This is a genomic window from Kribbella sp. VKM Ac-2569 (genome assembly GCF_004216905.1).
Lineage (GTDB): Bacteria > Actinomycetota > Actinomycetes > Propionibacteriales > Kribbellaceae > Kribbella.
The window spans coordinates 1,203,926-1,225,512 of the sequence record NZ_SGXJ01000001.1; the positions used below are offsets into that span (position 1 = coordinate 1,203,926).

The window sequence follows — 21,587 nt, forward strand, 5'->3', positions numbered from 1 at the left end:
TCGTTCGCCGGTCAGGCTGCCGTCGTCCCACCGGTCGGTCAATAACCCGTCGAGCAGACGACGGGTTATCCCCTCGAATTATGGGTTCTCTACTGGTACGCGAGGGGAGAACCCCGCAAACGAGAGGATAACCCTCTGCTGATGGCGCTCCTCGGGCTCCGGTGTGGGCGGGTCGGTGCGGCTGTCGCGCGGAACGCCTGCCTTGTCCAGGATCGCGCCGAGTCGTGGCGTTTGGTTGGCCACTGGAACGTCGAGTCGTGAATCGAGGCTGCTGCTGGCCGCCAAGGTCCACGACTCGAGAACCACGGGTGCCTGCGGCACGGCGGTCGAGAGGTCGCCAGCAGCCCAAACCACCCACACATGCATCACAAGAGCCGGAAATAACCCGCCAGCGGCAACAGGGACAACCAAACTTGGTGCGTTCAATTTTGATTGTCTCCTGCGTGGGACCCTTCGCGCGGTTCTCGCTCAGGTGAGTAGGCCGGCTATGAGGATCATTACGGGGATTGAGAGCAGGGTGCTGAGGAGTACGGCGCTGCGGGCCAGGGTGCGGCTGGCTCGGTAGTGGACGGCGTAGACGTAGACGTTTTGGGCTGTGGGTAGGGCGGCTAGGAGCGTTGGGGCCAGTAGGGCCGTGCCGTGTAGGTCCAGGGCCCAGCGGGCGATGGCGTAGGCCGCGAGCGGTTGTACGAACGTCTTCAGTGCAACGGCTAGTACGACGTCCCGCCGTACGGTGATCGAGTCCTTGGTGCCTGCGCTCAAGCTGAGGCCGTATGCGACCAACGCGACCGGGACCGCCGCAGCCGCGACCAGGTCGATCGGTCGCATCACCATCTCCGGCAACCGCACGCCGAGCAACGACACCAGCAGCCCGAGCAGCGATGCCACCGTCAACGGATTGCGGAACGGCCGCGTAATGACGGTCCGCAGGGACACCCGCCGCCCGCTCCCCTGCCGGTCACCGTCCAGTACGGCGAAGGCCACCGGCGCCATGATCAGCACCTGGAACAACACGATTGGCGCGACCAACGCACCGTCCCCCAGCACGTACGCCGCCACCGGTACGCCGAGATTGCCCGCGTTGACGTACGACGACGCGAGCACACCGATCGTCGCCTGGGACCGCGTCCGTCGCCAGATCACCGCGGCGATCAACAGGAACAGCGCCTGCACCACGAACAGGCTGACGAGGTTGGTGACGAGCACCACCGAGAAGATCGTCCGCAGGTCCGCCCGCGCGACGGTCGTGAACAGCAGCGCCGGGGTCGCCACGAAGAACGCCAGCCGGGAGAGGACGAGCTCGTCGTCCTTCCGCAGTACGCCGAAGACGCCGACGACGTACCCGAGCACGGCCACAGCGACCAGTGCGCCGAAGGCACCGACGACGGCGGACATCTCAGCTTCTCAGCGGGGTGGACACCCGTCGATCGTAGGGGTAAGCGCTGTCCGAAACGCCTGGCGGCTCAGGAGCTGGACGGTGATGTGCGGCACCTCGTGATGATGCCGGCCATGACGACCCGGAAGTGTTCCCGATCGGCCGGGCTGAGCTGCCCGATCAGCTCGTCCAGCGCCTCGCCGACGTCCGCGTGAAAGGCCTTGGCTGCGCGACGGCCAGGCTCGGTCAGCGTCACCTGCACGGCCCGCCGGTCGCCAGGGACCGGCGAGCGCTCGGCCAGGCCGCGCTTCTCGGCGCGATCCATCAGACCGGTGAGAGCGGCCTTCTCGACGCCGAAACACTGCGCGAGCTCGGCCATGCCCTTGGGTCCGTCGAGCAGGACACACAGCAGTTTGGCCTGCACCGGCGTCAGATCGTGCCGCTCGGAGATGCCGGCGTACATGGCCTGCACCAGACCGGTGAGCTGCACCAGCCCGGTAGCGACGTCCAGGTCCGCGGGATCCAGGCCGGCGCCGTGCACCTGGGCGAACCCGGCGAACCGCCCGCCGCCCCGCCGGGCGCGGGCCGGTCCCGGGGGCGTCTGCGTCTCACTCACCTCTCCACGGTACATGGGATGTATAGTTAATGACGCATACAGTAAATGTCATGAACTATCGAGGAGATTCGATGTCCTTCAGCGACGAGGAGCTCGACTACCTGCGGTCCCAGCGCATCGCCCGGTTCGCCACGGTCGGGTCTGATGGGCAGCCGGACGCGGTACCGGTCGGGTTCGAGTACGACGGGGCCCACCTCTACATCGGCGGCGGCATGGACCCGCTGAAGACCCGCAAGTTCCGCAACGTCGAGGCGGGCAACACCAAGGTCGCCGTGATCCTCGACGACCTGCTCTCGGTCGACCCGTGGACCCCGCGCTACCTGCGGATCTACGGCACCGCCGAGCTCGTCGAGCGGACCGGCCAGTTCGGTGCCAGCAGCTATCTGCGGATCACGCCGGCGATCTCGTGGAGCTTCAACCTCGAAGGCCGGCCGTTCACGTACGACGACAAGGTCACTACGACCCGCACCGTGCACACCCCTGAGGCGGTGGAGGCCCGATGAGCTTCGACACTCGTCCTGGCACCCGAGGCGCGCGGCAGCCCGGCGGCCGGATCCTGCACTGGTTCAACAAGTTCAACGCCCGGCGCATCCGGCGGCGAGGCGGCGGCAAGTTCAGGGGCGGCGACGCGCTGGTACTGCGGACGATCGGGCGGAAGTCCGGTGCCGAGCGAGCGACGCCGGTCGCCTGGTTCACGGACGCTGACGGCAACCGGCTGATCGTCGCCTCCGCGGCGGGCGCGGCCGGCAACCCGGCGTGGTACTACAACCTGGCCGCGAACCCTGACCAGGTCCGCATCGAGGTCGGCGGCGAGGCGATCGAGGTCCGCGCCGAGCAGTTGCACGGAGCGGAGCGTGCGGACGCGTGGGAACGCATCACCAAGGCATCGCCCGGTTTCGCGGAGTACCAGAAGCAGACCGATCGCGAACTCCCGGTCATCCGGCTCGTCGAGCGGCGCTGAACCGTCACCTGGAAGATGCTGACAAGTCAGAGGGAGGTCTAGAAAGATTCCACCGCCTGCTCGGAGGATAGGCGGCATGACTACTTCCGCTCGAGTGTTCAAGGCCGCCCTCAGCACGGCCGCGGTGTTCGGCGTATTGGCAACCGGGTTGTCGACCGCCGGCGCCGCGCCGGCGCGCGAACAAGTGCAGGGCCTGCCGATCGGGGACGCTGACCTGGCCGAGACCCGCACCGTCCAGACGCTGGCGCGCGGCGTGACGCTGACCCGGATCGTCCGCGGCACCGACCCGGCGCCGGCCGACCAGATCAACACCACGCCGCGCGGCCCGTGGGTCGTCAATGTGCTCACGATCGATCCGCGGACGGCCGACGGCCAACTGAAGGCGACGTACGGCCCTGACCTGGCCCGCGTCGAGAAGACCTCGGACCTGGTGAAGTCCTCCGGCGCACTGGCCGGCGTGAACGCGTCGTTCTTCACCTTCACCGCGAACCCGCAGTACCCGGGCGACCCCGTCGGGCTCGGCCTCTTCGATGGCAAGCTGCTCAGCGAACCGCTCGCCGATCCGACCGAGGCCAACCTGGTGATCGATGCCAAGAGCAACAGAGTGGTGACCGGCCACCTGCGCTGGACAGGCACCGTCCGCAACCTCTTCACCGGCGTCGGGCTCCCGCTCGAGTTCCTCAACCACCCGCCTGTGGTCCCGACCGCGTGCGCGACGCTGCCCGACCAGACCACGTGCACAGTGCCGGGCGACGTCGTCCGGTTCACGCCCGAGTTCGCCGCGGCGACACCGGCCGGCGCCGGAGTCGAGGTCGTGCTCGACCGCCGCGGTTGCGTCGTCCGTACGTCGACCACACGCGGTACGGCGCTCAGCCCGAGCCAGACCTCGTTGCAGGCGACCGGCCAGGACACCGTCGCGCTTCTCAAGCTGGCAAAGGGCTGCCTGGGCACGGACCTCGCGGTATCGGACGAGGACGGCCGCACGGTCCCGTTGCGCAGCGGCCTGTACGGCGTGACGGGTCGCTACCAATTGACGAAGAACGGCGAGATCGTCGTACCGGACGGCACCGGCAGTTTCTTCGATCGCAACCCGCGCACGATCGCCGGTACGACGCGCGGCGGCAAGATCGTCCTCGCCACCATCGACGGCCGCCAGACCACGAGTGTCGGCACCACGATGGACGAGACCGCCGCGGTCGCCAACGCACTCGGCCTGTACGACGCCATCAACCTCGACGGCGGCGGCTCCACCGCGATGGCGCTCGGCGACGGCACCGTCGTCAACCACCCGAGCAGCACCGGCGGCGCCGAACGCGCGGTCGGCGACGCAGTCGTGTTCGTCCCCAACCACTGAACCGATCAATGATGTGACTCAGGTCACACGGGACGAGCCATTGACGTTCTGACTACGTAGACAGAGTCTGACTGCGTAGTCAGAACAGTCAGAAGCACGGCACAAACGTCCCGAGATGAGGCCCGATGACCGTGGCGAAACCGGGCTCCGAGGACGGTCGGGCGCGCCGTCGTCCCGGGAGTACGGACGTCGCCCGGCTGGCGGGTGTGTCGCAGAAGACCGTGTCCCGCGTCATCAACGGCGAGCCGTACGTCAAGGACGAGGTCCGGCTCCGGGTCCAGGCCGCGATGCGAGAGCTCGGGTACCGCCGCAACGACGCGGCGCGAGCGCTCAACTCCGGCCGCACGCAACGGATCGGCGTCGTCTGCCTCGGTACGGCGCTGTTCGGCCCGGCGACGCAGTTGGTGGCGATCGAACGCGCCCTCCGCACCACCGGCTACTCGGTCAGCATCGTCAACACCCTCGAAGGCGACACCGTCGCCGACGCGATCGAGCACCTGCTCGTGCAGGGGGTGGACGGCATCATCCTGTCCGAACCGATCGACGAGGGCGACGGCGCCCGGCCGATCGACGTCGACCTCCCGGTGCTGAGTTTCGGCCGCTTCCCAGGTCTCACCGCGAAGCCGAGCCTGGACACCGGCGCCGGCAACGTGGAGGCCGGCCGGACCGCGACCGAGCATCTGCTCGGTCTCGGGCACCGGACGGTCTGGCACGTCGCCGGCCCGCAACGCTGGTGGGCCGCCCGGGAACGGATGACCGGCTGGCGTCAGGCCCTCGCCGAGGCCGGCGCCCCGGAACCACCTGTACTGGAAGGTGATTGGCTCCCCACTTCCGGCTATGCCGCCGGCCGGGAGCTGGCCGCCGACGACGACGTCACCGCGATCTTCGTCGCCAACGACGACATGGCCATCGGCGTCCTGCGCGCGCTCACCGAGGCCGGCCGATCGGTCCCCGGCGACGTCAGCATCGTCGGATTCGACGACATCCCGACGGCGGCGTACCTGACTCCCCCACTGACCACCGTCCCGCAGGACTTCGACGTCCATGTCGCCCGCGGGATCGAAAGCCTCGTCAAGGAGATCGAGTCGCCTACCGGCGACCGGTCCCCCGCGCCGCAGCCGCCACCGCTCCGGCTGGTCATCCGTCACTCCACCGCCGCTCCACCCGAGCGGCACCGCTGAACGCACACGTCCGCCCTGAGGGGTGGTCCGCGCCGGCCGGCCGAGGCCGCGATCCCGGGTGAAGTCTGCTCAGATCCCAAGGAGTTGTTCCACGTGTTCCGTTTCCAGCACACATCCCTGCGGCGCCGGGTCGCGCTCGCCGCGGCACTCGTCCTGAGCGGCAGTCTCGCCCTGGCCGCCTGCGGCGGTGGCGGTGACAGCTCCAGCGACCAGCCCGCGGCCAAGACCGTCAGCCAGGCCGACATCGACAAGGCCATGTCCACACCCACCGATCTGACGTTCTGGACCTGGGTGCCGAACATCCAGAAGGAAGTCGACCTGTTCCAGAAGAAGTACCCCGCGATCAAGGTCAAGGTGGTCAACGCCGGCCAGGGCGGACCGCAGTACACCAAGCTGCGCACGGCTCTGAAGGCCAAGGCCGGCTTCCCGGACGCCGTTCAGATCGAGTTCCAGTACATCCCGACGTTCTCACTCACCAAGAGCCTGATGGACCTGCGCCCGTACGGCGCCGAAGGGCTGAAGGACAAGTTCGTCGGGTGGACCTGGCAGCAGGTGGTCGGATCCAACGGCGAGGTCTGGGCGGTCCCGCAGGACAGCGGACCGATGGGGATGCTGTACCGCAAGGACATCTTCGACAAGCACGGCATCGCCGTACCCAAGACGTGGGACGAGTTCGCCGCGGCGGCCCGCAAGTTGCACGCCGCGGATCCCAAGGTCTACCTGACGAACCTCGCGCAGAGCCAGGCCGGCGTGTGGCTCGGCCTGCTCTGGCAGGCCGGCGTGAAGCCGTTCGAGAACACCGGCGCTGACTCGGTCAAGGTCGATCTGAACGGTGCGGAGTCCAAGAAGATCGCCGACTACTGGAGCGGACTGATCAAGGACGGCTCGGTCTCGACCGACGCAGACTTCAACGACCAGTGGTACCAGGCGCTGAACCGCGGCAAGTACGCCACCTGGATCACCGCGGCATGGGGCCCGGTCTTCCTCGAAGGCAGTGCGAAGGCGACCAGCGGTAAGTGGCGCGCGGCACCGCTCCCGCAATGGGAGGCGGGCAAGAACGTCTCCGGCAACTGGGGCGGCTCCACGACCGCGGTCGTGCAGGGGACGAAGAACCCGATCGCGGCGGCGAAGCTGGCAGAGTTCATCAACACCGATCCCGAGTCGACCAAGATGTTCGCGACCCAGCAGTTCCTCTTCCCGGTGACGAAGTCCCTGCTGGCCGACACCTCGTTCGTCGACCGCCCGCTGCCCTTCTACGGCGGCCAGACGGTGAACAAGCTGTTCGCCGGGATCAGCGACACCGTGGACACGAAGTTCCAGTGGCCGCCGTTCCTGGACCAGGCCTCCAGCGACTGGGGCGAGACCGTCGGTAAGTCGTTCGCGAACAAGACCGACACCAGCGCCGCACTCGACCAGTGGCAGGACCGGACCACGAAGTACGCGAAGAACCAGGGCTTCAAGGTCGGGCAATGAGCGTCAACACGACCGATCGGCTCGGGACGCGGGCCCCGAGCCGGGCTGAGCCTCGCCGGCGGGGGCGTGGCGTGAGCCATGCCCGCACCGGGTACCTCTTCGTCGCGCCGTTCATGCTGGTCTTCCTGGGCCTGCTGGTGTTGCCGCTGGTGTACGCGGCCTACCTGAGCCTGTTCCAGGAGCGGCTGATCGGCGGCACGGTGTTCGCCGGGCTGGACAACTACACCCGGGCGCTGACCGATCCGCGGCTGCTGCACGGAGTCGGCCGGGTCGGGCTGTTCTTCCTGATCCAGGTGCCGATCATGCTCGCGATCGCGTTGTTCGCGGCGCTGGCGATCGACAGCGGGCTGCTCCGGGTGGCGAAGGGCTTCCGGCTCGGCATCTTCCTGCCGTACGCCGTCCCGGCCGTGGTCGCCACCCTGATGTGGGGCTACCTCTACGGCCAGGACTTCGGCCCGTTCGCCCAACTGGCCGACAAGCTGAGCCTGTCGCCGCCGAAGTTCCTCAGCAGCGACTGGATGCTCGGTTCCATCGCGAACATCGTCACCTGGGAGTTCACCGGCTACAACATGATCATCCTGTACGCCGCTCTGCGGGCCGTGCCGCACGACCTGTACGAGGCCGCCGCGGTGGACGGCGCCGGGGCGATCCGGACCGCGTGGAGCATCAAGATCCCGGCGCTCCGGCCGGCCCTGCTGGTCTGCCTGATCTTCTCGGTCATCGGCAGTTTCCAGCTGTTCAGCGAGCCGCAACTGATGCAGCGGCTGGCGCCCAGCGTCATCGACAGCGGCTACACGCCGAACCTCTACGCGTACACCCTGGCCTTCACCGGTCAGGAGGTGAACTACGCCGCAGCGGTCTCGTTCCTGCTCGGCGCCGTCATCGTCGTCGCGTCGTACGCCGTGCTGCTGGTCACCACCCGAAGGAGCCGGTCATGAGTAAACGCCGCAGCAGCGTGCTGACCATCTGCATGGTGGCGTTGCTGATCTACTTCCTGCTCCCGTTGTTCTGGCTGTTCGTCGCCTCGACCAAGACGGTGGGCGACCTGTTCTCGAGCTTCGGCCTGTGGTTCGCCGGCGACTTCTCGCTGTGGTCCAACATCCGCGCGACCTTGACCAACGGTGATTGGGTGTTCTCCCGCTGGATGGCCAACACCGTCTTCTACTCGGTGGTCAGCGCGGGCGGCGCGGCGTTCCTCTGCGCGCTCGCCGGGTACGGCTTCGCGAAGTACCGGTTCCGGGGGAACGCGGCGATGTCCGGGCTCGTGCTGGGCGCGATCATGGTGCCGACCACGGCCCTCGCGATCCCGACGTACCTGCTGTTCAGCAAGGCTGGGCTGGTGAACACGCCGTGGGCGATCATCCTGCCGTCGCTGGTCAGCCCGTTCGGCCTGTACCTGATGCGTGTCTATGCCCAGGACGCGGTTCCGGACGGGATCATCGAGGCCGCCCGGATCGACGGCGCGGGCGAGTTCCGGATCTTCTTCCAGGTCGCGGCTCGGATGCTTGCCCCGGGCATCGTCACGGTAGTGCTGTTCACGCTGGTCGCGACCTGGAACAACTACTTCCTGCCGCTGATCATGCTCAACAACCCTGATCTCTACCCGGTCACGCTGGGGCTCGCGCAATGGTCGTCGCAGGCCAGTGCCGGCGGCGGGACGACCGGTGCCGTGCTGTCCCTGGTGATCACCGGGTCGTTCCTGTCGGTGATCCCGCTGATCGCCGCGTTCCTGCTGCTGCAGCGGTACTGGCAGTCGGGGCTGGCCTCCGGCGGCATCAAAGCCTGATTCCCTTCTGAGTTTGGAGAAAATACTGTGCACGAACGGGTGCTCTTCGGGGCTGCGTACTATCACGAATATCAACCGAACGACCGGCTCGAGCTCGATCTCGACCTGATGGCCGAGGCGCGGTTCTCGGTGATCCGGGTGGGCGAGTCGGTGTGGTCGACGTGGGAGCCGGAGAACGGGCGGTTCGACCTGGACTGGCTGCAACCCGTCCTCGACGGCGCGCACTCCCGCGGGATCGCGGTGCTGCTCGGCACCCCGACGTACGCCGTGCCGCCGTGGCTGGCCCGGCTGTACCCGGAGATCACCGGCGAGCGTAAGACCGGTCAGCGGATCGGGTGGGGCGCGCGACAGGAGGTGGACTTCACAAACCCCGGCTTCCGTTTCCACGCCGAGCGGGTGATCCGCAAGATCGTGGAGCGGTACGCCGATCACCCGGCCGTGATCGGGTTCCAGGTCGACAACGAGCCGGGGAACGAGCTTCTCCACAATCACGGAGTGTTCCAGCGGTTCGTGGACAGCCTGCGGCACAAGTACGGCGACGTACAGAAGCTCAACGACGAGTGGGGCCTGGTGTACTGGTCACATCGGCTGTCGGACTGGGCGGACCTGTGGACGCCGGACGGCAACGTGCAGCCGCAGTACGACGTCGCGTGGCGGCGGTTCCAGGCCGAGCAGACCACCGACTTCATCGGGTGGCAGGCCGACATCGTCCGCGAATACGCGCGCCCTGACCAGTTCGTCACGACCTGCATCTCGTACGGGCGTCCTGCGGCGGCTGACGACGAACTGGTACGCCGTCTCGACGTGACGGCCGGCAACCCGTACTACGCGATGCAGGACGGCCTCCTCCATCCACAAACCGAGCAGGCGTCGCAGAGCTGGACCACGAACGGCACGTGGGCGCTGTACCAGAGCGCGGACCGCATGTACTCGTCGCAGCAACGGCCGTTCCTCGTCACCGAGACGAACGCGCACTCCATCGGCTTCCCGTGGGACAACCGACCCGCGTACGACGGGCAGTGGCGTCAAGCCGCCTGGGCGCTCGTCTCGCGGGGAGCCACGATGATCGAGTACTGGCACTGGCACACCCTGCACTTCGGCGCCGAGACCTACTGGGGCGGAGTGCTGCCGCACAACGGACTCCCGGGCCGCACCTATCGCGAGATCGCCCGTCTCGGTGCGGAACTGAAGACCGCCGGCTCGCTGGTTGCGGGTCTCACGCCGGACAGTGACGTGACGATGCTCTACTCGCAGCCGAGCAAGTGGCTCATGGAGAAGTACCCGCCGCTCTCGCACGAGGACGGCAGGCCGGACTACCAGTCGTACCACGGTCTCTTCGATCCCTTCTACCGCGGGGCTTTCGACGCCGGACTGCAGGTACGCATCCTGCACGTCAGTCAGTTCACCGGCTCGGTCGACGAGCATCCAGTGCTCGTCGTACCAGGGCTGTACCTCGCGGACGACGAACTGCTGAGCCGTCTGTTGGCCTACGCCGCGGCAGGCGGTCATCTGGTCGTCGGCCCGCGGACAGGTTACGCGGACCACGAGGCACGGGCTCGTACGGCGACGATGCCGGCCGGGCTCGCTGACGCGGCCGGTGTCCGGTACGACGAGTACAGCAACGTCGGCGCGGAGCTGCCGGTCCGGTCAGCAACCCTGGAGCTCGGTGACGAGGCCGCCGCGACCCGGTGGGTCGACGGCCTCCAGGTGGACGGCGCCGACGTACTCGCGAGCTACGAGCACCCACACTTCGGTCGATGGCCGGCGATCACCACGCGTGCCCATGGTGACGGCCGCATCACCTACGTCGGGACAGTTCCCAACGCGCCGTTGGCCACCGCCCTGCTCCGGTGGATCAAGCCAAGCCGTTGGCAGGACCTACCGAGCAGCGTGACGGTCACGTCCGCTACGGCTACGGACGGGCGCCGACTGCGCTTCGTGCACAACTGGTCGTGGGACAGCGTGAGCATCGACCTGCCAGACCCGGTGTACGACGTACTGGCCGACACCTCGCCCGGGGAGAAGCTCCACCTCGGGCCGTGGGACGTCAGGGTGCTGCTGGTTCAGTAGCCGTAGTTGCCGCCGTCCGACGACGAAGGAGGCTGGGTAGGGGCGGCGGCTGTGGTGGTTGCGGCGTGCCAGGTGAAGTCGACGCCGGAGAACGCGTCGGCGAGGTTGTTGCCCTTGGCCTCGCCGGCGGCGGTGTCGAGTTTGAACGTGTAGAGCGGCTTGCCCTGGAAGGTGAGCTGCTCTGCGCCGGTGTCGGTGCGCTTGATCGTGGCCAAGCCCTTCACAGCCTGCGCGTCGCCGGTCGCGGGCATCCAGAAGCTCAGGCAGCTGGCGGTGCATTTGATCGTGCCGCCGGCCTCCTGGTCGGCGAAGTACAGCGTCTTACCGGAGGCGTCGACCAGCGTCTGGCCGACGCCGCTGACATCCTTGACCGAGACCGCAGCCGCGGCACCACCGGCGTCACCGCCGGCAGGCTGGGAGTCGTCACCGCAGGCAGTCAGCGCGCCGAGCGCCGCCACCGTTGCTCCTAGCAACAAGATTGTGGTTTTCATCGAATCTCCTCTCCCGGCTAGATACGCGAGATCGGGCCCGGCGGTTCAGTTGAACCTTTCACCGCCGTACCGCGTAGTTCCTGGGTGTGGATGACGACACAGTGATCCGCGCGTTGTACGACAAGTACCGGCGGCCGTTGTTCGGGTACGTCCTGCGTTCCGTGGGCGACCGGCAGTACGCCGAGGACATCGTGCAGGAGACGATGGCGCGGGCCTGGACGCATGCGGCCGACCTGGACCCGGACCGGGCCGGGCGCTGGCTGTTCACGGTCGCCCGCAACCTGGTGATCTCCGGCCGCCGTCGGCAGAGCGCGCGGGTGACGGAGGTACCGATCGAGGATCGCGAGTTCCCGGCCCTCACCGACGACATCGACCGCGTGCTGCAGGTCTGGCAGGTGATCGACGTACTGCGGGGTCTCAGCACCGACCACCGGCAGGTGATCGTCGAGCTGTTCTACCGCCGCCGCACCGTCAACGAGGCGGCCGCTGTCCTCGGCGTACCGCCGGGAACGGTGAAGTCGCGCAGCTACTACGCGCTGCACGCGTTGCGCGCCGCACTGGAGGAACGAGGGGTGACCGGTTCATGACGTGCCCAGAGACGATGTCGATCGGCGCCTACGTGCTCGGTGCGCTCGAGGCGTCCGAGCGTCGCGCGGTCGAGGAGCACGTTGTGACCTGTACGGCGTGCCGCGAGACGTTGCTGCAGTTCGCGCATCTGCCGGGGCTGCTGCACGCCGTACCGGTCGAGGACATCGAAGCGGAGCAGCCGGAACCTGCGCCACTCCAGCTGAGCAGGAAGACGCGGCCGCGGTGGGTGCTGGCCGCGGCAGCAGCGGCAGCGATCGCTGGTGTCGCTAGCTGGGGCCTGCTGTCCGCGCCGGCGTCAGCAACGTGGACGGCGACGGACGGGGTTGGTGGCCTCGACACCACGGCGAAGCTGGTCAGCCGCGGCTGGGGCACGGACATCCAACTCCGACTGACCGACCTGCAGCCGTACGAGCACTGCATGCTCGTCGTCCACGGCCGCGACGGAACCGTAGAGACAGCCGGTTGGTGGGCAGCGAACGGCAGCTACCACGCACAGGTCCCCGCGAGCACGTCGATCCCGCTGGGCGAAATCGACCACCTCGAAGTGGTCGACGCAGGGGACACCGTACTGAGCACGGTGTCCCCCACGACGCACTGATTCACCAGCTGTTGTTGGAGATTCCGGTGCCCAGGTAGACCTGGTCGTACGTGTTTCCGTCGTTGTCGTCGGTGTAGGCGACCGCTACTTCGGCGTACGGCGAAACTGCGACTGTCATCTGCTCCTGCCTACCTGTGGCCACGGAGCTCAGCCGCTGCGCCGAGAGCCGACCCGTGTCGGTGCCGTCGGTGCCGAAGCCACGTACCCACACGTCCGGGTCAGCGCCGGCCACTGTCCAGCCAACAACGGTCTGCGACTGGTCGTCGATGCCGATCGATGGCCCCACACCAGCAGTCGCCACCTGTACGTCGGCGTACCCGGCCGTGCCCGCAGTGTTGAACGCACGCGTCGCGACGGTACCGGCCGACTCCCAGGCGACCGCGAAGTCGCCGTTGAAGTTGGCTGCCGCAGCTGGATGCGTCTGCTGACCTGTGGTGTTCGAGTTGGCCACCCGGCGCGACAGCGTGGCTGCGCCGTTCGTACGGCCCAGCCGGATCAGTCCGATGTTGTAGTCGCCGTTGGCGTCGCCGTCCTCGTCCCACACGACGACCGCGTCACCTGACGCCGACACGGCCACATCCGGGTTGTGGTGCTGGCCGGTCGTCTGCGAAGCGGTCACCTCCCAGGCGCGTGTGGTCGGCCCGGTGAAGCCGGCTGCCTTCACCGTTGCCGGCGTACCGGTCTGGATGTCCTCCCACGCCACGGTGAACGCGACAGCAGCACCGGACGGTGCGCCGTCCGGGTCGACAGCAACTCGTGGGTTGATCTGCTGGCCCGTGGAGCTGCTGTTGGAGTTGCCGGACGCTGTCACGGTGCCGGCAGTGTTCACGACGCGGTACGGGATGTTGTAGTACCCGTTGCCGTCCGGGTCGTCCTGCCAGACCACGACCGCGTTGCCCTTGTCGTCCAGGCCGACGTCCGGGTGCAGGTGCCGCCAGTTCGTCACACCGCTGCTTCCACCGGCGGACAGCTTCGTCTCGTACACGGCAGTGCCGTTGTGGAAGAGCCGCAGGTAGATCTCGCTGTGCACGTTGTCGGTCGCGTTGTCGGTGTCGCGGTCGTCCTCCCATGCCACAGCGACGTACCCGTTGCGGTTGATCGCGACAGAGGCAGCGTCCTGGTCGCCGGTGGACACACTGTTCGCCGCCACCCAGGTGGGAGCGGCAATGTGTGCGTCGGCGTTCGTCGCAGTGAAGGTGAGCACCGTCGCCGCGATCGCAGTCATAGCAAGCGTCTTCTTCATCGTCACACCGCCTGCAGTCCGGGCTGACCCTCTTGGATGACGAACGATTTCGCCGTACTCACCGCGGCGCCGTGCTCCGACACCTTCGCCACCGCACGGAAGTCGGCCCGCAACTGGGTCGGGCTGATCGTCGTCCGGATGTAGCCGCGACGGTTCTGGTAGAACCGCAGCCACGGGTTGTCCGCGAGGTTCGGGATCGTCGTGGCTCCGTCGCCGTCGCCGCTCGAGGTGACCGAGCTCGTCACCAGCTCGGACCCGATGACGGCCGAGTTCGCGTTGCTGTAGTCGGCTTTCAGGTCACTGGCCCAGGCGCGATGGACGTCACCGGTCAGGACGACGGGGTTGCGGGTTCCGCGGTCGATCCAGCCTTGCTGGATGCGGGCCCGCGAGGCTCGGTAGCCGTCCCACGAGTCCATGCTTCCCGCACCGGCCGAGTCGAACCGGCGCGCGAAGAACACCTGCTGTCCAAGGATGTCCCACGTGCCGTAGTGCTGGTTGAGACCGTCGAGCAGCCAGGTCTCCTGGGTGTTGCCGGGCAAACTGCGGCTGGCGAGGTCGGCGTCGGAGCACACCTTCCAGCCGTCGCCACAGGCCTGGTCGTTGCGGTACTGCCGCGTGTCGAGCATGTGGAACGTCGCGAGACTCCCCCACCGCAGCCGGCGGTAGAGCGGGATCGAGTTGCCGCTGTTCGCCTGCGCCGGCCGCAGCGGCATGTTCTCGTAGTACGCCTGGTACGCCGCGGTCCGCCGGGCGGTCCACTGCGCTGTCGTGAGAGACGGCGTACTGTCCGCCCGCACCATGTTGGCGTAGTTGTTCTCCACCTCATGGTCGTCAGGTACGACGAGCCACGGCGCGACGGCATGCGCTGCCTGCAGGTCGGGGTCCGACTTGTACTGCGCGTACCGGCGACGGTAGTCCGCCAGCGACACGATCTCGCTCGCACCCGCGTGCAGACGAGGCCTGCCGGCGGTGGCGCCGTACTCGTAGATGTAGTCACCCAGGAAGAGGATGAGGCCCGGGTTCTCCTCGGCCATGCGCCGGTAGACCGTGTAGTAGCCCTCCTCGTAGTGCGCACAGGAGGTGAAGGCCATCACCAGGTCACGCCCGTTGGTGCCCACAGCCGGAGCGGTGCGGGTGCGGCCGACGGGTGAGAGGTGGCCCTGCGCGCGGAAGCGGTAGAAGTAGTCGGCGTCCGGGCTGAGGCCGCCTGCGACGACATGGACTGAGTGAGCGGAGGCGTACTTCGCTGTCACCGTGCCGGACGCGACCAGCGTGCTGAAGGTGTCTGTGGTCGACACCTGCCAGTCAACGGCGACGTCGGCGTTCGCCATGCCGCCCTGGCCGTCGGCATTCAGCGGCGACGGTGCCAGGCGGGTCCAGAGCACGACGCTGTTCGCGTCGGGCTCGCCGGACGCGATGCCGAGCCGGAACGGGTACGGAACGGCGGCGGTGGCGGTGATCACGGACGACTGGGCGGCAGCCGGGAGGGCGCCGGCCCCGGCCGCGGCGAGTCCGCCGAGAACAAGGGTCCTGCGACTGATTGGGCTCATGAGGCCTCACCTTCACGGGTACTCAGGGCGGTAGGCCCCCGGATCGGTCGAACTGCGGGTGACCATTCGGGAACCTTGAGTGTGTGCGGTGCTCCGTGCCCATGATTGCGCAGAATTGGTAAATTTCCTACAGCAGGACGAGCAGCAGCAGTACGGCGGCCGGAACCCCTTCGAGCAAGGTGTTCAACCAGAGTCGCCGCTCCGTTGCGAGCAGGACGAGCGCGAGGAAAACGTGCTGCGCCGCGGTGAACGCGACCAGCGCCTCGCCCTGCGGAACATGCCCGGTCCGGGCGAGGACGACCCCGAGCGCCAGCGCGACACCGGTCGTGAAGTTGTAGAACCCGAGGTTCACGATCCACAACTTGACCGCGTCGAAGTCCCGGGGCTCCAGCAGGAACAGCGGATACAGCCGCGGATGGCGGTAGAAGAACGACTCCATCAGCCAGACCGAGGCCAGCATGACCGCGATGGCGATCGCGAGGATCTGTGCCGCCGTACTCATGCCGTCGCCCCCAGCCGGACGCCGTGCCGGCTGGTGATCTCGCCCAGCGCGGCGTAGTCGGCCGGATCGGCACCGGCCAGATCCGCGAAGAACGCGCCCATCCGGCCGGTCTGGCTGATGGTCAGGAACTTCGCCGACGGCGTCAGCACCGAGAACGTGTTCACGGTGCCGGCCGGGATGCTGATCGAGGCGCCGGGACCGAGGTCGTAGCCCTGATCCCCTGCCTGGACGAGGATCCGGCCCTGCAGGACGTAGAACGCCTTGCTCCACGACTCGCTGTGCGGCGGCGAGGCGTCGGCGCGCGGCGCGTCGATCTCGAACAGCTCGTACTGCCCGCCGGTGTGCTCGGCGCCGATCTTCACCGTCACGGTCGCGTCCGGGGCGGCGTACTCGACACCGCTGCCCGCATTGCTCAGATGCACTGTTTCGTTCATGACTGCGACGGTAGGAACCGGCGTACGACAGAGGTATCCCGTGCGGATGGGCTCGTCGGGACCGCCGGAATCCCCACATTTCGGGGATAGGCGGCGGTGGTACGTCGGCGCATACTGAGCGCATGTGGGAGGGCCGGGCGCGGGCCGCGCGCCGGGACATCGCGGCACTGGCGACCTCGGGTATGGGCGTCGCCGAACTGCACGCGGCCGCGATCGAGGTGGTCGAACAGGTCGTCGGCAGCGAGCTCACCTGCTGGGCCGGGATGGATCCGGGCACGCTGGTGATCAGCTCGATGACCAGCGGCGCGGCCCGCATCCCATCGGAGTACGAGCCGCGGCTGGCGGAGACGGAGTACGCCGGAACCGTGCCGAACTCGTTCGCCGAACTGGCCCGCACCTCACACCAGGTCGCGCGATTGTCGGACCTGCCGTACCGCGAGGTCGTCGGTCACCGGCGACTGAACGAGGTGTGGCGGCCGCTCGGGATCGAGCACGAGGTGCGGACGACCTTCGTCGTCGACGGGGACTGCTGGGGCGCGGCCGGGTTCGTCCGCAGCGGTCCCGACTTCAGCGATCGGGAGGTCGAGTTCCTCGGGTCGGTGGCGCCGGTCATCGGCGCGGCGACGCGGGTCGCCGTACGCACGGACGCACACGGGTACCGCGGAGGGGTCGGCCCGTCGATCGTCGTCACCGGCCCGACCGGCGAGCTGCGGGCGATCACCGCGGCCGCACGGACCTGGCAGGACGAGCTGGACGAGATCGCGCCGGGACGCTTTGGCGTACTGCTCCGGGCTGTCGTCACGGGCACGCGTGCCTCCGGCACCTTCCAGGCGCGGGTGCAGACCGCGTCCGGCGAGTGGGTTCTGATGCAGGGCAGCCGGCTGTTCAGCGAGATCGAGGACGAGATCGTGGTGACGATCGAGCCTGCCTCGGGTCAGCATCTGGTCGGCATGCTGCTCGCGGCGTACGGCCTGACGACGCGGGAGCGGGAGATCTGCCTGGAGATCATCTCCGGGCACACCACCGGCGCGATCGCCGACCGGCTGTCGATCTCGCCACACACGATCCAGGACCACCTGAAGTCGGCGTTCGCCAAGGTCGGCGTCCGCAGCCGCGGTGAACTGGTCGCGACCCTCAGGCCGGGATGACCTGCTTGCGATAGGTGCCGGGCGGTACGCCGAAGTCGCGCTTGAACGCCTTCGCGAACGCGAACTCCGACGTGTAGCCGATCTCCTTCGCCACCGTGGCGAGCGGGCGATCGCAATCCCGCAGCAGCCGCGCCGCGGTCGTCATCCGCCAACGGGACAGGTACGTCAGAGGAGGCTCCCCGACCGCTTCGGTGAATCGCCGCGCGAAGGCGGCCCGCGAGAGACCGACATCGGACGCCAGGTCGGCGACCGTCCACGCGGCGCCCGGCCGCTCGTGGATGAGCTCCAGCGACTGCACGACCGCGGGATCGGTCAGGGCCCGTGCCCAGCCCCGATCCGCCGGGCAGTCGTTGTTCTCGAACCAGGCCCGCAGGATCAGCACCAGCAACGCATCCACCAGCGCCGGCACCACGGCAGCCGCGCCGGGGCGCTGCGCGTCGAGCTCCTCACCCAGGATGCTGATTGCCGTATGCAACGAACGGTGGCGTCCCGGGTTCGCCGGTACGACGACCACGTCGGGCAGCCTGCTCAGCACCGGGTGCGGGCGCTCGCGGTCCAGCCGGTACGTGCCGCACAGCAGCAACGACCGCGCACCCTGACCCTGCGGCGGCTCCTCGACGGACGGGTCGAAATCGACCAGCGGCGAATCCGGGTGGTCGGCGATCGCGTGCTCGACGCCGCGTGGCATCAGGACCGCGTCGCCCGGGCCGAGCGGGATCGGGTCTCCCTCCGGCGGCAGCAACCACGCCGTACCTTGCAGGACGAGGTGGAAGGTGGCGCCGAAGGAGTGCACCATCCGCAGCCCCCACGGACCCCGGACGTCGGTGCGCCCGGACGTGGCCGGGCCGGTCTTCATCGCGGAGACAACATCGGCGAGCACATCCATACCTGTCATGATACGCGCAGCGGTCAAGACGATCGGATATAAAGGCGCGCTCAATGGACATAGATCCGCTCGCACAGACGGCCTACTGTCGGTGACAGAACACCAACGACTAGGAGTATGAATGAGCATCGTTGTCACCGCCGCCACCGGACACCTGGGCACGCTCGTCATCGACGGGCTGCTGCAGCGCGTCCCCGCCGATCAGGTCGTCGCGGTCGCGCGGAGCGCCGCGAAGGCGGCCCCGATCGCGGACCGCGGCGTCGAGGTCCGGGTCGCCGACTACAACGACCCGGACGCGCTGGCGAAGGCCTTCGGCGCCGGTGACACGGTCCTGCTGATCTCGGGCCTCGAGCCGAACCGCCGCGAGCAGCACCAGGCGGTCATCACCGCCGCCACGAACGCCGGGGTCGCGCGGATCGCGTACACCAGTGTGCTCGGCGGACCTGACGCCGACTTCGATCTGGCTGCCGACCACATCGCCACCGAGCAGGCGATCCTCGATTCCGGTCTGCCGTACACGTTCCTGCGCAACGGCTGGTACAGCGAGGTCTACACGGACCAGATCGCCGTACAGCTGGCCAACGGCGTCTTCGGCGGTGCCGGGGACGGTCGGATCGCATCGGCCGCGCGGCGGGACTACGCGGCGGCGGCCGCCGTCGTACTGACCGGCGAGGGGCACGAGAAGAAGGCGTACGAGCTGAACGGCGACTCGGCCTTCACGCTGACCGAGTACGCCGCCGAGCTGTCCAAGCAGTCGGGTCAGGACGTTGCCTACAACAACCTCTCCCCCGAGGACCTCACCCAGGTGCTGACCGGCGCCGGGATCCCCGCGCCGTTCGTCCCGATCCTCGTCGGCGTCGACAACGCCATCGAACGCGGCCTCCTCGCGGGCCGCGGCTCCGACCTCAGCCGCCTCATCGGCCGCCCGACCACGCCCATCGCCGACACCATCGCCGCCGCCTTGAAGGTCTAAGGAGCCGCGACGAGCTGGTTGTGCTGCTCGCCCAGGCCGTCTGCCCACACCCGCAGTACGTCGCCCGCGCGTAGGTACCGGGGTGGTTTCTGCCCCGCGCCTACGCCGGCCGGCGTGCCGGTGCTGATCACGTCGCCCGGGTAGAGCGTCATGAACTGCGTGATGTAGTGCACCAGGTGCGCGACGCCGAAGATCATCTCGGCCGTCGAACTGTCCTGCAGCGCCTCGCCGTTCACGTCCAGCCCGAGCTTGATCGCCTGCGGATCCGGCACCTCGTCCGCGGTCAGGATCCACGGACCGAGCGGGCAGAACGTCGCCGAGTTCTTGCCCTTGTCCCATTGCCCGCCGCGCTCGAGCTGGAAGTGCCGCTCGGACACGTCGTTCACCAGGACATACCCGGCGATATGCTCCATCGCCGACGCCTCGTCGGCGAGGTACGACGCCGTACGCCCGATCACCACGCCCAGCTCGACCTCCCAGTCGGTCTTCTCGCTGCCACGCGGAATCACCACGTCGTCCTGCGCACCGACCACGGTGTCCGGCGCCTTCATGAACAGGATCGGCTCGGCCGGCGCCGCCTGACCGCCCTCGGCCGCGTGGTCGGCGTAGTTCAGTCCGACGCACACGATCTTCCCGGGGCTGAGCGGCGCAGCCAGCCGTACCGCCTCGAACTCCACCGCCGGGTCGGTTGCCGCGGCGGCCCGTTCGCGCCAGCGGTCCGGGTCGAACGCCTCCGACGTACCCGGCAACGTCACCACCCGGCCGTCATCGGTGAGTACGGCGTCGCGCAGTCCGTCGTCGGTGTGGATCCGGAGCAGTCTCACTTGTTCCTCCAACCAGAGTTCTTCGCCCAGTTCAGGTAGGCGATACCCAATGCGTGCGAGCCTTGCACCGGGACGAGCTGTACGGCGTCGTACACGCGCAGGGACTGCTGATAGACAAGCAGATCCTGTTCGGCATAAGCACCCCAGCGTGCACACTGCACCGCGTTCGCCGGCACCGCGTCGCCGGTCCCGTCGACCCGGTACCAGACCTCGGTCGCCGACCGGATCAGCTTCTGCGTGAACGTCTTCGTGAAGCGCTGGATGTCCGTCGCGGGTCCACCGGCGATCCCCGCGTCGTACGCCGCATGCACGAACTCGGTGCTGATCGCGGCGTGGCTCAGATCCTCGATCTGCTTCGAGGCCGGGTACGACGGCGTGTACTCCGAGATGCCCGCGGTCTTCGGGTACCCGGCGTACAGCTGGCTGTACGGCGGCCAGTAGGTCCAGACGTAGGCGTCGCCAACGAGTCGTAGCGCGGGCTCGTACGCCTTCAGCATCTGCAGGACCCGGGTGCGGTAGCGCGGCTGCTTGGTCACGCGGAACAGCTCGACCAGCACCTGGCCGATGCCCTGGCTCTGGTTGTACGGCTGGATGGTCCCGTCGAACGGGATCGGCGCGCCCTTCGGCCACACGTAGTCGCCAGTGCCGTCAGCGCGCGACACCCACTCCGGGTCATGGAACGCCACCGCCGCGGTCGCAGCGTCCAGAACCTCCCTCGCGAACTCCTGACTGCGTCGGAGCTTCGGCGATTGCAGCACCATCCGGGCGTAGCGGGCCAACGGGAACGCGATCATGCCGGTGTGCACGGCGAACACGTAGTACTGCGATTTGAACGCGATCGTGGTCGCCGCCGGTGCGGGCGCGGCCGCGGGAGCCGTACGCAGATCGACTGCGGTCCAGCGCAGGGACGCGTTGTAGGCGTTGTTGACCGCTGTCACGACGTACGTCGGTGACGCCGGATCGAGGCTGACAGCGGGCAGCGTGACGACGCTGGTCGTGGCGGGGTTGCGGAGCACGAGGTCGAAGGTGCCGTCGGCAACGTTCAGGACCTCGGCTGTTGACTCGGCCGACCTGATTCCGGCCCAGCGGAGCTGGATCGCCGGAGTGCCGTTGCCGTCGGGGAGCACGCCGTGGCCGGCGGTGTAGTTGCCGGCCGTGCGCCAGACCTTTCCGGACCGGCCGGCGTAGTCCTGGACGCGCCGGGCGTGGTCGGTGGTCTTCATCAGGTGCCGGGCGCGGTCCTCGAACGTGCGCAGGTAGCGCTCGTCCTGGTAGGCCTCGTACATCCGTAGCAGGGCGAGCAGGAAGTAGGACTCGCCCCAGGCGTACAGACCGACCTCGTTGTCCTGGGCGTTGGACGCGAGATATCCGGCCTGCGCGGCGTCGAACGCGGCCGGAGAGTCGTAGACGAGTGGATCGGCGGAGGCCGACAGGGCCGGGAGACCGGCCCAGGCGGCGACCCCGCCGGCGGCGCTGGTGAGTAGGAGCGTGCGGCGGCTGAGCTCAGGGTGCATCGGTGCCTCACAAAGGAAGG

At 68.2% G+C, this 21,587-nt stretch carries 22 protein-coding genes; 12 read left to right on the forward strand and 10 right to left on the reverse strand.

Annotated elements, in window-relative coordinates:
- Window positions 1-468 precede the first annotated feature (468 nt).
- Window positions 469-1,395 (reverse strand): AEC family transporter, encoded by a 927-nt coding sequence (locus EV649_RS05515; protein WP_130381126.1) that lies wholly within the window; start codon window positions 1,393-1,395, stop codon window positions 469-471.
- 68 nt (window positions 1,396-1,463) lie between these two features.
- Window positions 1,464-1,991: a MarR family transcriptional regulator gene (locus tag EV649_RS05520; RefSeq protein ID WP_198682314.1), complete on the reverse strand. Its 528-nt coding sequence runs from the start codon at window positions 1,989-1,991 to the stop codon at window positions 1,464-1,466.
- Window positions 1,992-2,041: 50 nt separating this feature from the next.
- On the opposite strand from EV649_RS05520, the gene EV649_RS05525 reads away from it, so the two are divergent.
- The 8 genes from EV649_RS05525 (at window position 2,042) to EV649_RS05560 (ending at window position 10,816) form a co-directional block, all read left to right on the forward strand.
- A complete protein-coding gene (locus EV649_RS05525; protein ID WP_241997728.1) occupies window positions 2,042-2,494 on the forward strand; it encodes a PPOX class F420-dependent oxidoreductase in 453 nt (150 codons plus the stop codon).
- Complete coding sequence (locus EV649_RS05530; protein ID WP_130381130.1) at window positions 2,491-2,952, forward strand: nitroreductase/quinone reductase family protein; 462 nt, start codon at window positions 2,491-2,493, stop codon at window positions 2,950-2,952. Before EV649_RS05525 ends, EV649_RS05530 begins: the two co-directional genes overlap by 4 nt.
- Window positions 2,953-3,028: 76 nt before the next feature.
- Window positions 3,029-4,306 (forward strand): phosphodiester glycosidase family protein, encoded by a 1,278-nt coding sequence (locus EV649_RS05535; protein ID WP_130381132.1) that lies wholly within the window; start codon window positions 3,029-3,031, stop codon window positions 4,304-4,306.
- 125 nt (window positions 4,307-4,431) lie between these two features.
- The gene (locus EV649_RS05540; protein WP_130381134.1) at window positions 4,432-5,487 is read left to right on the forward strand and encodes a LacI family DNA-binding transcriptional regulator; all 1,056 of its coding nucleotides are present in this window, start codon (window positions 4,432-4,434) and stop codon (window positions 5,485-5,487) included.
- A 93-nt stretch (window positions 5,488-5,580) separates the two neighbouring features.
- Complete coding sequence (locus EV649_RS05545; protein WP_198682315.1) at window positions 5,581-6,960, forward strand: extracellular solute-binding protein; 1,380 nt, start codon at window positions 5,581-5,583, stop codon at window positions 6,958-6,960.
- Complete coding sequence (locus EV649_RS05550) at window positions 6,957-7,898, forward strand: sugar ABC transporter permease (protein ID WP_130381136.1); 942 nt, start codon at window positions 6,957-6,959, stop codon at window positions 7,896-7,898. The genes EV649_RS05545 and EV649_RS05550 overlap by 4 nt, the downstream gene beginning before the upstream one ends.
- Complete coding sequence (locus EV649_RS05555; protein WP_198682316.1) at window positions 7,895-8,746, forward strand: carbohydrate ABC transporter permease; 852 nt, start codon at window positions 7,895-7,897, stop codon at window positions 8,744-8,746. Before EV649_RS05550 ends, EV649_RS05555 begins: the two co-directional genes overlap by 4 nt.
- 27 nt (window positions 8,747-8,773) lie before the next feature.
- A complete protein-coding gene (locus EV649_RS05560; protein WP_198682317.1) occupies window positions 8,774-10,816 on the forward strand; it encodes a beta-galactosidase in 2,043 nt (680 codons plus the stop codon).
- Here EV649_RS05560 and EV649_RS05565 read toward each other — a convergent pair.
- Window positions 10,810-11,307, reverse strand: a complete 498-nt coding sequence (locus EV649_RS05565; protein WP_130381138.1) for a hypothetical protein — start codon at window positions 11,305-11,307, stop codon at window positions 10,810-10,812. The genes EV649_RS05560 and EV649_RS05565 overlap by 7 nt on opposite strands.
- Window positions 11,308-11,393: 86 nt before the next feature.
- On the opposite strand from EV649_RS05565, the gene EV649_RS05570 reads away from it, so the two are divergent.
- Window positions 11,394-11,894 (forward strand): sigma-70 family RNA polymerase sigma factor, encoded by a 501-nt coding sequence (locus tag EV649_RS05570; RefSeq protein WP_130381139.1) that lies wholly within the window; start codon window positions 11,394-11,396, stop codon window positions 11,892-11,894.
- Window positions 11,891-12,493: a zf-HC2 domain-containing protein gene (locus EV649_RS05575; RefSeq protein WP_130381141.1), complete on the forward strand. Its 603-nt coding sequence runs from the start codon at window positions 11,891-11,893 to the stop codon at window positions 12,491-12,493. The genes EV649_RS05570 and EV649_RS05575 overlap by 4 nt, the downstream gene beginning before the upstream one ends.
- 1 nt (window position 12,494) lies before the next feature.
- Here EV649_RS05575 and EV649_RS05580 read toward each other — a convergent pair whose 3' ends face one another.
- The 4 genes from EV649_RS05580 to EV649_RS05595 all read right to left on the reverse strand — a co-directional run bounded on the left by EV649_RS05580 (window position 12,495) and on the right by EV649_RS05595 (window position 16,222).
- A complete protein-coding gene (locus EV649_RS05580) occupies window positions 12,495-13,736 on the reverse strand; it encodes a hypothetical protein (protein ID WP_130381143.1) in 1,242 nt (413 codons plus the stop codon).
- Between the two features lie 2 nt (window positions 13,737-13,738).
- Entirely contained in the window at window positions 13,739-15,286 is a 1,548-nt protein-coding gene (locus tag EV649_RS05585) for an alkaline phosphatase D family protein (protein ID WP_130381145.1), read from the reverse strand.
- A 127-nt stretch (window positions 15,287-15,413) separates the two neighbouring features.
- The gene (locus EV649_RS05590; RefSeq protein WP_130381147.1) at window positions 15,414-15,788 is read right to left on the reverse strand and encodes a DUF1304 family protein; all 375 of its coding nucleotides are present in this window, start codon (window positions 15,786-15,788) and stop codon (window positions 15,414-15,416) included.
- Window positions 15,785-16,222, reverse strand: a complete 438-nt coding sequence (locus EV649_RS05595) for a cupin domain-containing protein (protein WP_130381149.1) — start codon at window positions 16,220-16,222, stop codon at window positions 15,785-15,787. The genes EV649_RS05590 and EV649_RS05595 overlap by 4 nt, the downstream gene beginning before the upstream one ends.
- A 122-nt stretch (window positions 16,223-16,344) precedes the next feature.
- Between EV649_RS05595 and EV649_RS05600 the strand changes: the two genes are divergently transcribed.
- Entirely contained in the window at window positions 16,345-17,370 is a 1,026-nt protein-coding gene (locus EV649_RS05600) for a helix-turn-helix transcriptional regulator (RefSeq protein ID WP_130381151.1), read from the forward strand.
- Here EV649_RS05600 and EV649_RS05605 read toward each other — a convergent pair.
- A complete protein-coding gene (locus EV649_RS05605; RefSeq protein WP_130381153.1) occupies window positions 17,357-18,256 on the reverse strand; it encodes an AraC family transcriptional regulator in 900 nt (299 codons plus the stop codon). The genes EV649_RS05600 and EV649_RS05605 overlap by 14 nt on opposite strands.
- 121 nt (window positions 18,257-18,377) lie before the next feature.
- Between EV649_RS05605 and EV649_RS05610 the strand changes: the two genes are divergently transcribed.
- Entirely contained in the window at window positions 18,378-19,229 is an 852-nt protein-coding gene (locus EV649_RS05610; protein ID WP_130381155.1) for an NAD(P)H-binding protein, read from the forward strand.
- Here EV649_RS05610 and EV649_RS05615 read toward each other — a convergent pair.
- Together EV649_RS05615 and EV649_RS05620 are read right to left on the reverse strand one after the other, a co-directional pair.
- Complete coding sequence (locus EV649_RS05615) at window positions 19,226-20,053, reverse strand: fumarylacetoacetate hydrolase family protein (RefSeq protein ID WP_130381157.1); 828 nt, start codon at window positions 20,051-20,053, stop codon at window positions 19,226-19,228. The two genes, EV649_RS05610 and EV649_RS05615, sit on opposite strands and share 4 nt — an antisense overlap.
- Complete coding sequence (locus tag EV649_RS05620) at window positions 20,050-21,567, reverse strand: hypothetical protein (protein ID WP_130381159.1); 1,518 nt, start codon at window positions 21,565-21,567, stop codon at window positions 20,050-20,052. The genes EV649_RS05615 and EV649_RS05620 overlap by 4 nt, the downstream gene beginning before the upstream one ends.
- Window positions 21,568-21,587: the final 20 nt, after the last annotated feature.

Coding starts and splice junctions, on each gene's coding strand:
- EV649_RS05515 (WP_130381126.1), bottom strand. CDS start 1,395: ATGTCCGCCGTCGTCGGTGCCTTCGGCGCACTGGTCGCTGTGGCCGTG.
- EV649_RS05525 (WP_241997728.1), top strand. CDS start 2,042: ATGAACTATCGAGGAGATTCGATGTCCTTCAGCGACGAGGAGCTCGAC.
- EV649_RS05530 (WP_130381130.1), top strand. CDS start 2,491: ATGAGCTTCGACACTCGTCCTGGCACCCGAGGCGCGCGGCAGCCCGGC.
- EV649_RS05535 (WP_130381132.1), top strand. CDS start 3,029: ATGACTACTTCCGCTCGAGTGTTCAAGGCCGCCCTCAGCACGGCCGCG.
- EV649_RS05540 (WP_130381134.1), top strand. CDS start 4,432: ATGACCGTGGCGAAACCGGGCTCCGAGGACGGTCGGGCGCGCCGTCGT.
- EV649_RS05550 (WP_130381136.1), top strand. CDS start 6,957: ATGAGCGTCAACACGACCGATCGGCTCGGGACGCGGGCCCCGAGCCGG.
- EV649_RS05555 (WP_198682316.1), top strand. CDS start 7,895: ATGAGTAAACGCCGCAGCAGCGTGCTGACCATCTGCATGGTGGCGTTG.
- EV649_RS05565 (WP_130381138.1), bottom strand. CDS start 11,307: ATGAAAACCACAATCTTGTTGCTAGGAGCAACGGTGGCGGCGCTCGGC.
- EV649_RS05575 (WP_130381141.1), top strand. CDS start 11,891: ATGACGTGCCCAGAGACGATGTCGATCGGCGCCTACGTGCTCGGTGCG.
- EV649_RS05580 (WP_130381143.1), bottom strand. CDS start 13,736: ATGAAGAAGACGCTTGCTATGACTGCGATCGCGGCGACGGTGCTCACC.
- EV649_RS05585 (WP_130381145.1), bottom strand. CDS start 15,286: ATGAGCCCAATCAGTCGCAGGACCCTTGTTCTCGGCGGACTCGCCGCG.
- EV649_RS05590 (WP_130381147.1), bottom strand. CDS start 15,788: ATGAGTACGGCGGCACAGATCCTCGCGATCGCCATCGCGGTCATGCTG.
- EV649_RS05595 (WP_130381149.1), bottom strand. CDS start 16,222: ATGAACGAAACAGTGCATCTGAGCAATGCGGGCAGCGGTGTCGAGTAC.
- EV649_RS05600 (WP_130381151.1), top strand. CDS start 16,345: ATGTGGGAGGGCCGGGCGCGGGCCGCGCGCCGGGACATCGCGGCACTG.
- EV649_RS05605 (WP_130381153.1), bottom strand. CDS start 18,256: ATGGATGTGCTCGCCGATGTTGTCTCCGCGATGAAGACCGGCCCGGCC.
- EV649_RS05610 (WP_130381155.1), top strand. CDS start 18,378: ATGAGCATCGTTGTCACCGCCGCCACCGGACACCTGGGCACGCTCGTC.
- EV649_RS05620 (WP_130381159.1), bottom strand. CDS start 21,567: ATGCACCCTGAGCTCAGCCGCCGCACGCTCCTACTCACCAGCGCCGCC.